Origin of the sequence: Fibrobacter sp. UBA3629, assembly GCF_002374005.1 — a bacterium.
Classification (GTDB): domain Bacteria; phylum Fibrobacterota; class Fibrobacteria; order Fibrobacterales; family Fibrobacteraceae; genus Fibrobacter.
The window spans coordinates 99355-108062 of the sequence record NZ_DFLC01000010.1 but is presented as its reverse complement, the minus strand read 5'-3'; the positions used below and the strand labels follow the sequence as shown (position 1 = coordinate 108062).

General features: G+C 55.8%; 6 protein-coding genes. 5 read left to right on the top strand and 1 reads right to left on the bottom strand.

All coding sequences use genetic code 11. The features are described from left to right. The 3 genes from B2310_RS03460 to B2310_RS03450 all read left to right on the top strand — a co-directional run. On the top strand, positions 1–300 hold a 300-nt coding region (locus B2310_RS03460), incomplete at its 5' end, for a UDP binding domain-containing protein (protein WP_290728698.1). 21 nt (positions 301–321) lie between these two features. Further along, the gene (locus B2310_RS03455; protein WP_173380866.1) at positions 322–1635 is read left to right on the top strand and encodes a nucleotide sugar dehydrogenase; all 1314 of its coding nucleotides are present in this window, start codon (positions 322–324) and stop codon (positions 1633–1635) included. Between the two features lie 7 nt (positions 1636–1642). Next, entirely contained in the window at positions 1643–2839 is a 1197-nt protein-coding gene (locus tag B2310_RS03450) for a glycosyltransferase family 4 protein (RefSeq protein WP_290728696.1), read from the top strand. Positions 2840–2841: 2 nt separating this feature from the next. Here the strand turns inward: B2310_RS03450 and B2310_RS03445 are convergent, their stop codons facing one another. Beyond that, on the bottom strand, positions 2842–5691 hold the full coding sequence (locus tag B2310_RS03445; protein ID WP_290728694.1) for a TIGR02171 family lipoprotein: 2850 nt from the start codon (positions 5689–5691) through the stop codon (positions 2842–2844). Here B2310_RS03445 and B2310_RS03440 point away from each other — a divergent pair. Then, positions 5573–7612 carry a heparinase II/III family protein gene (locus B2310_RS03440; RefSeq protein ID WP_290728692.1) on the top strand — a complete coding sequence of 680 codons (2040 nt, stop codon included), beginning with the start codon at positions 5573–5575 and terminating at the stop codon, positions 7610–7612. The genes B2310_RS03445 and B2310_RS03440 overlap by 119 nt on opposite strands. Next, a complete protein-coding gene (locus tag B2310_RS03435; protein WP_290728691.1) occupies positions 7609–8679 on the top strand; it encodes a glycosyltransferase family 4 protein in 1071 nt (356 codons plus the stop codon). The genes B2310_RS03440 and B2310_RS03435 overlap by 4 nt, the downstream gene beginning before the upstream one ends. Positions 8680–8708 lie beyond the last annotated feature (29 nt).

Below are 8708 nucleotides of genomic sequence, written 5' to 3'. Positions count from 1 at the left end.
GCCGAACATGCACAGCCGGTCGTGACCGACCCGAAGGCTATTCCCGATGCGAAGCGCGACCTGAAGGACGTGATTGAACAGGTTGAGTTCGAGGAAGACCCCTACAAGGCTGCCGAGGGCGCACACGCCGTGGTTGTGTGCACCGAATGGAAGTGCTTTGCCGAACTTGACTGGAACCGCATCTACAAGGGCATGGCGAAGCCCGCTTTCGTGTTTGACGGCCGCAATATCCTGGATGCCGACGCCCTCCGCAAGATCGGCTTTGAAGTGTCCAGCATCGGCAAGGGCAAGGCGGAATAGTTTTTAACCGGGACGACTGGTATGGCTTCTATTAGTGTTTTTGGGTTGGGATACGTTGGATGCGTAGGTATTGCCTGTTTGGCCAAGCTCGGCCATCGCGTCATTGGCTGTGACGTGGACTTCAACAAGGTCTCGCGAATCGCCATGGGACTTCCGACGATTGTCGAACGCGATATCGACGAAGTGATGATGGAAGGCTTCAAGGCCGGACTCATCTCGGCGACGTCTTCTGCCGAGGAAGCCGTGCTCAAGTCCGAAATCTCGTTCCTTTGTGTCGGCACTCCGAATGCTTCGGATGGCCGCCTGGATACGTCGTTCCTTGTTTCGGCGGTTCGTTCCATTGCGAACGCGATCCGCTCCAAGTCGACGTTCCATATCGTGGTTATCCGCAGTACGGTCCCTCCCGGAACGAACGCCATGGTGAGCGAGATTATCGAGAAGGTTTCGGGCAAGCGTGACGGCATCAACTTTACGGTCGTCTCCAACCCGGAGTTCCTGCGCGAAGGCATGGCCGTCGCGGACTTCTTGAACCCGCCCCTCACGGTTATCGGCAGTCTTCACCGTCGCGCCCTCAACAAGCTCAAGGAACTCTATTCCGGCCTCGGCAGCGAGATCGTGGAAGTCGACCCGAAGGTCGCCGAGATCATCAAGTTTGTCAACAATTCCTACCATGCGCTCAAGGTCGCTTTCGGTAACGAGATTGGCGCTATCTGCAAGAAGCTCGATATCGACAGCCACCAGGTGATGGACCTGTTCTGCAAGGATACGCAGCTCAATATCTCTCCGTACTACTTCAAGCCGGGCTTCGCCTATGGCGGCTCGTGCCTTCCGAAGGATTTGCGCGGACTGAACTTCCTTGCCGAATCGAACCAGGTGGAAGTGCCTATCCTCGGTTCTATCGAGAACAGCAACAACCTCCACATCCAGCGCGTGCTGGAACGCGTGCAGCAGATTGGCGTGCGCTCCGTGGGTATCGTGGGTCTCACCTTCAAGGCAGGGACCGATGACCTCCGCAATTCGGCCGCCATACGCCTGGCAGAAGCGGTGCTCGGCAAGGGCTGTGCGCTCCGCATCTATGACCGCTACTTGAATATCGCGCGCGAGAAGGAAACGAATTTGAAGGAACTGAACCATCGCATTCCGCATTTGCTTCCGCTTCTGGACAAGGACGTAGAATCGGTGGTGAGCAAGGTCTCTCTCGTGATCGTGACAGTCAAGAATCCCGAAATACCAGATTTGATCCGCAAGTATCCGGAAATCCATTTCCTGGATTTGGTCCGCTTGAAGGATTCGTCCGTGGAAACGCTCCCGAACTACGAAGGATTCTGCTGGTAATAGTGTCATGGAACTTGCGAATAAAAAAGTCTGTATCGTTGTCGAAAACCTACCCGTTCCGTTTGACCGCCGCGTGTGGCAGGAGTCGCTCGCCCTGAAAGAGGCGGGTGCCGAAGTGACGGTCATCTGCCCTCAGACGAAGACCTACCCGCTCGAATACGAGGAACTCGAAGGCATCAGGATTTATCGTCATCCGTTGCCGGAGGCGAACCGTTCCATCGAGTATATCAAGGAATACCTCGGGGCGCTCTATCACGAAACCCGCCTCCTGTTCAAGGTGTTCCGCAAGCAGGGCGTGCAGGACGTGATCCATGCCTGCAACCCGCCCGACCTGATTTTCATTGCGGCGGCCCCGTTCTTCTTCTTTACGCGCTGCCGGTTCCTTTTCGACCACCACGACATCAACCCGGAACTCTGGATTGCGAAATTCGGCAGGAAGGGGCTGGGCTACAAGGCGATGCTTTTGGTGGAACGCCTCACGTACCACTTTGCAAGGCATGCCATCGTGACGAACGAATCCTACAAGGAAATCGCCATGCGCCGCGGGCACAAGCGCGAAGAGGATGTGACCATCGTGCGTAGCGGCCCGAACATCTCGAAGCTGAAGGTGGGCCCGGCGAAACCCGAAGTCAAGAAGGGCTTCAAGCACTTGGTGGGCTATATTGGCGTGATGGGCAAGCAGGAAGGTATCGACCTGTTGCTGCAATCCGTCGACTACATCGTGAACAGGAAGGGCCGCAAGGATATCCGCTTCTGCATCATGGGCGGAGGCCCCGCGCTTGACGAGTTGCGCGAGATGAACGAGAAGATGGGGCTTACGGACTATGTGGAGTTCCCGGGGCGTGTGTCGGACGAATATCTGGCCGATGTGCTCAATACCGCCGATGTTTGCGTGAATCCCGACTTGCCATCCGAAATGAACGACAAGTCCACCATGAACAAGATCATGGAATACATGGCGTTCGGGAAGCCCATCGTGCAGTTCACGCTCAAGGAAGGGAAGTTCAGTGCCCAGGAAGCCTCGCTCTATGCGAAGAATACTGACACGGACGACTTTGCCGAAAAGATCCTGTGGCTGCTCGAAAATCCGGAGAAGGCTTCCGAGATGGGCAAGTTTGGCCGCGAGCGCGTGGTGAACGAACTCAGCTGGGATTACGAGAAGCCGAAGCTGATCGGGGCCTACAAGAAGCTGCTCGGGCTGTAGTTTTACTCTTTGCTTGAAAAGTCGATGTCCAGCGTCTGGATGAGAGAATCTAGACGGCGGGAAATTTTTTCGGCGCCTAGGGATCCTAGATGGTCCCTGTCATAGGCCATGTCGTCCGTATAGTCGTGTTCGCCCATCTTGTTTTCGTCCATGAATACGACGTGGGGATAGTCCTGCGAAATGTTTTGGATTGATTCTAGCAATGCGGGGGCTTCGCTTCTAAGTATTCCGTTCTTGCCGTATGCCCCGGTATTTCGAAATGACGGACTCTGCGGTGGCTCCAGGATGATGACACGGATTCCTTTGTCGGCTGTAAGGCGTGCAATTTCTTTGAGCAGTTCGAGGTTCTCGTTGAAAGGTGTCGGGTCGTTGACGTGCCAACTGCTGTCGCCATTGACGGACGGGATGGAATCGCCCCATCCGCGGTTTTTTTGTGATTTGTAGCCTCTTGTCTGGAGAATCGTCTCTTTCATTGTCTTGGATTTTCCTAGGGACTGTTCTGTTGCCTTTAGCATTTTTTGGGGGATGCCGTCTTTCCAATAATCGTGACTCTGGTCATAGACCCATCCGGGATAGGTCCATGCTTCCGAATCCCAGAAACTGTCGAGGTATTTGAGCCTGTCCATGCCGGCTTCGACGACGATACACTTGAGATTCGAGAAATGCGGCAATACGTAGTTCTTGAAGAGGAAGAACGAGCCTATGAGCGTGTTGTGGTCGTTTGCCATGTTCAAGGCGAAATGCGGTTTTCGGATTAGTTCGGGGATCACCGAGTGAAATGTCCGGGAAGAACCGAGGATGACGACGGTGGCTGAATCTCTGTATTGCCACAGGAGTTGCATTTTGTACCTAAACTTTTCGGCGTCTTCGCTTCCTCCGACGGTGTAGTATATTCCTGCGCTGTCCGGATCGAGTTCGAAGTCGATTCCCGCTTCGGGAGTTTCGGTTGTTTGCGAGGAATCTTCGCTGCCTGCTGGACCTTTTACTTTGCGCTCGACCCAAAGACACGGGTGCCAGAGTTCATCGCCTTCGGCAAGTTCGATGGTGCTGCTGTCGGATGGGCTTGCGAGTACGATTTTCGTATGCGCGCCGTCCGTATTCGTGATGGTGGCGACGATATTCGAGGTTTCGCCGTCGCTGGCCCATTCGCTGTGATCGAAGGTGAAACCCGCGGGCGCCTTGATGGTCTGCTGCAGTTTGCCGTTGCTGTCGGCGATGAGAATGCGCTCGTGCGTGGCATAGTTTTCGCCGGCGAATGTCCTGCCGGGCTTTCCGCCGAAGTCGAGGAAGAGCGTGCGTTTGCTGCCGTCCTGGGCGAGCGATGCGTTGCAGGCCTGGGCCGTGTCGTACCAGATGGTGTTTGCCGCCTTGCCCGTAAGCGTGGAGGCGGAATCGGCGATGCGTGCGCGGAGCAGACGCGCTCCCGTTACGGCGAGCATGTTGTCTTCGCTGATGCCGCCGTGGAACGCTCCGTCGAAGAGCTTTTCCGGAGTGCCGAACTTGCCTCCTGCAAATTTTACCTGCCAGGTGGATGAGTTCTTGAAGGCGGCTTCGTCCTTGTTGTTGCCTGCGTCGGTTACGTAGACAATCACGGTGTCGCTGTTCCTGAGCACGCGCCATCGCGGGATGGCTGCGCTTTCAACGTCGAGCTTTTTGAGGTTCGTGCCTTCGGCGTTGAGGTCGCGCACGTAGAGCGATGATTTTCCCGAGACGCCCTCGGGCTTGGTGCAGAACGCCACGAGCTTGCCGTCGGGGGAAATGTCGGGGTGGTAGACTTCCAGGGTGTCGTCGATTTCGGTCACGGATAGATTGCCTTCGCCGTAGTCGATGTAGGCGAGGTTCCCGCTGACATCGTTGCGGAAGGCGAGCCGCATGTTGTAGGTTCCGGTGTAGGATTTCAGCGTGGCCACGTTGGAAAGCGGCGTGACGATGCTTCCTTTCACGTTGCCGCTCGCGTCGAGCCATACGGGATTCGGGATGGCGCCGAAAGCAAGCCTGAAGCCGATGCGGTCGGCGTGCGATGACGCCTCTACGGTGTATTCGTCCCCGCGTGCGACGATATTCAGTTCGGATGCGCGGTCCGAGAAGTAGCCACCCTTCAGCACGCGTTCGCCGAGGTCGCCGCCGTCGGGAGCGCCCAGGTAGTTCGTGACGGTCGTGTCGCGGAAACTTCCGGCCCAGTCGTTGACCCATTCCTTCACGTTGCCCGCAAGGTCGCAGAAACCGAGCGTGTCCTTGCCGATGCTGCAGACGTCGTGCGTGCGGAATCCGGAATTGTCCGCGTTCCAGCTTTTGCTTTCGGGATTCCATCCCTGCGATGCGGCGAGAACCCATTCCGCCTCGGTCGGCAGGCGGTAGGCTTTGGCCTTGGGGTGGAACACGAAGCTTTCCAGATAGGTGCAGTGGCCTTCGCTGTCGAAGGCCGCCTTGCTGTAGGTGTAGGCGGTGTCGCGATTCTCGAGTTTGCCCTTGGCGTTTGCGAAGAGCGCCGCGTCGTAGTAGGTGATGTCGGCGAGCGGGAGGCTGTCGCCGTCGCAATTGCCAAAATCCTTGAGACTCATTTTCGTTGCGATTTCGCTGTATTCCCCGCAAGTGACTTCGTGCTTCCCGAGATAGAAATCGTAGTCGAGGATGACCTTCATGGCTGGGCGCTCCGATGTCCTGTATTTGGAATCGTTGCTGCCGAGCGTTGCCGTGCCTGCATGGACGAGAATCATACCGTCCATTTCGGGAGTGTCCGTTGTTCCTTCCAGGGCTTCGGATGCGCAGCCTTCTTCCAAATATTCTTGCGTGCTGTTGCTGCATGCGAGGAGCAACAGGGAGCTCAGGTATATTGCTAGGAAACGGTTCATACGAACATCCTTCTTCGTTGTAATAATATATATTTATCCTGTGAGTCTATCGTGGTATTTAAAGCGGCTGCGGACATTTTCTGCGGGCGAAGTTTTTTTTCGGGTTCGCCAACGCGTCCGGACCCATATTTTGGACAATTTAAGGCAGGATGGTTCTGGCACCCAGTTGTCGATTCCCGATTCCGAAATCGTGAAGAATCCTGACGCGCACTGCTATTATCCGGTTTTTGACCAGAAACTCGATATTTTCAAGGAAATCGACTGGCATCTTGATCTTTCGACAGGGAAACGGTTCCCGCAGACATTTGCCCACAAGATAGACATCCGCAGTGACCGCTACGGGAGTGCCAAGCACGTGTGGGAAGTGAATCGCATGCAGTTCCTGCTCTACCTTGCTGGGCTTTACAAGTCGGGCGGTGACCTAAAACATCTCGTGCTGTTCTGCCACCATCTGGGAATGTGGCGCAATGCGAACCCTTACATGGTGGGCGTGAACTGGTACAGCAATATCGAGGTGAACCTGCGGCTTATCTGCTGGGCTTTTTGCTGGCAGGTGCTGGATATTGATAACCTGCGCAAAATAAATAGCGCCGTTGAGGAGTTCGTAACGGAAGCGTGGTGGCCGATGATCTGTGAACATGCGGAATATTCCTACAGGCATCCGTCGCTCTGTTCCTCGGCGAATAACCACCTGATTTCGGAATATGCGGGCCTGTTCGTCGCGGCCTGCGTGTGGAATATCCCGCACCGCAATGCGCGCCTGAAATATGCGAAGGCGGGGCTCGAACGCGAAATTCTCAAGCAGAATACGCCGGAGGGCGTGAACCGCGAGGAGGCTGCGGAATACATCCAGTTTATCGACGACTTCTTCTTGATTGCCGCTGTGGTGGGCGATGCGACGGGGCATCCGTTCTCTGCCACATACAAGGAACGCCTGCACGCCATGGCAAATTACATGAATGCCATGCTCGACGTGAATTTCAATTACCCTATGTACGGTGACGGCGACGACGGGTTCGTGCTGCGCCCCGATGCGGGCGGGCATTTCAACAACTTCAAGTCGCTGCTCGTCTCGTTTGCGACATACTTCGGCGATTCCTCGTTCAAGCGTGCGGGCCTCGTATGGGACGAGAAAAACGAGGCCCTGTTCGGCAGTGCGGGCCGCGAGAAGTTTGACGCCTTGCAGGTGACCCCGCTTGCGGATGGCAACAGGTTCTTTGCAGGGAGCGGGCATTTTATATTCAGGAAAAATGAGGGCCGCGAAACCTACCTGCATTTCGATGCCGCCCCGCTCGGGTTCCTGAGCATTGCGGCGCATGGCCATGCGGATGCGCTTTCGTTTATTCTGCATGTGGATGGAAACCCCGTCATCGTTGACCCCGGTACGTTCACCTACCACACGCACAAGGAACTGCGCGCCTATTTCGTGAGCACGCTTGCACACAACACGGTTTGCGTGAACGGCAAGAACCAGGCCGAGCAGGCGGGCCCCACGATGTGGCTCAACCATTACAAGGCGACGGTGCTAAGCTACGACGAGGCGAAGGGCTTTGTCGAGGCGACCCACGACGGTTACAGGGCCGAGGGCGTTTCGCATACGCGCCGTGTAGAATTCAATCGAGATGCGGATGAATTTGTTATCACGGATAAGCTGCGCTGCGCAAAGTCGGCGACTCTCGAAATCTCGTTCCACCTGCATCCGGCCGCCGTTGTAGATTTGCGCGGGACGGTCGCCGAGGTCTCCGTGCCGGGGAGCCGCCGCGTTTCGATTGTGCTTGATGGAAAACTCGCATACGCCGTCCGCGAAGACGGCTGGTATTCGGAACACTTTGGCGAAAAGGTCCCGACGAAATACCTATATGCAAAAGCCGACTGCGAAGGCGAAATGGAATTCGTGACCAGGATTAAGGTGCTCGGATGATTGAACGTATTTGTCACATAGGTCCTGCGCTCGACGTGCAGGGCGGCATCAGCTCCGTGCTGGTGAGCTATACGAAACTGTTCGGGCTTCCGCGCAAGAACTTCATCGCGAGCTACAATGGTTCGTTCGTGAAGTCGCTCCCGATGTTCGCCTTGCTTTGCATAAAACTTTTGCTGTGCCCGCCGAAGGCTCCGCTTGTCCAGATACATACGTCGTTCAATGGGAGCTTTTTTCGCAAGTACCTGATTAGCCTCTGCCTCCGCCTGCGCGGCAAACGCTACATCGCGCACATTCACGGAAGCCAGTTCAAGAGGATGTGCTCGACGGCGCCTTCGATAGTGAAGGGTTTTATCCGTAGTTACTTCAGGCATTCCGCGATGGTCATCTGCATTACACCCGACATGCAGGAATTTTTGGATGAATTTGTCGGCAAGGGAATTTGCCGCTACAGTGTCGTCCCGAATCCATGCGATACGCTGGCGGATGCTCCCGCAAACTTGGAACGCCCCGAAGGCTCTCCGGTCCGCATCCTCTTTGCGGGCCGCTACGGCCACCGCAAGGGGGTCTACGACTTGCTTGCCGCATTTAAGAATGCGAATTTCAATGTTCCCGCGGAACTGTGCCTGTTCGGTGACGGCGAAGTCGAGAAGGTAAAGCAGATTGCCGAACGCGACAATGCGGAATTTGCGGATTGCGGCAAGAAAATTTCTGTTTCGGGCTGGGTGAGCCGTGGCGATTACCTGGAGATGATTCGCGGTTACGACCTGCTCGCCCTGCCTTCGTATTCCGAGACTTTCGGCATGAGCCTTGTGGAAGCGATGGGCCAGGGCCTGCCCGTGATTTCGACATTCTCCGGCGGCGTTCCCTACGTGGTGCGCAACGGCGAAGACGGCATATTGTTCGAGGCGGGTGACCTGCCGGCGTTGCAGAACGCGCTGGAGCGACTTGTGAATGACCGCGCTCTGCGCATGCAGATGGGTAAGGCCGCCTGGAAGGATTGTACGGAACGATTTGCGGGTGGAATAGTTTTGCAGGGACTCGAATCGGTGTATGCGCAGTTGAAATAGTTTTTATATTTCTATGGTACTAGATGGAA

Coding starts and splice junctions, on each gene's coding strand:
- B2310_RS03455 (WP_173380866.1), top strand. CDS start 322: ATGGCTTCTATTAGTGTTTTTGGGTTGGGATACGTTGGATGCGTAGGT.
- B2310_RS03450 (WP_290728696.1), top strand. CDS start 1,643: ATGGAACTTGCGAATAAAAAAGTCTGTATCGTTGTCGAAAACCTACCC.
- B2310_RS03445 (WP_290728694.1), bottom strand. CDS start 5,691: ATGAACCGTTTCCTAGCAATATACCTGAGCTCCCTGTTGCTCCTCGCA.
- B2310_RS03435 (WP_290728691.1), top strand. CDS start 7,609: ATGATTGAACGTATTTGTCACATAGGTCCTGCGCTCGACGTGCAGGGC.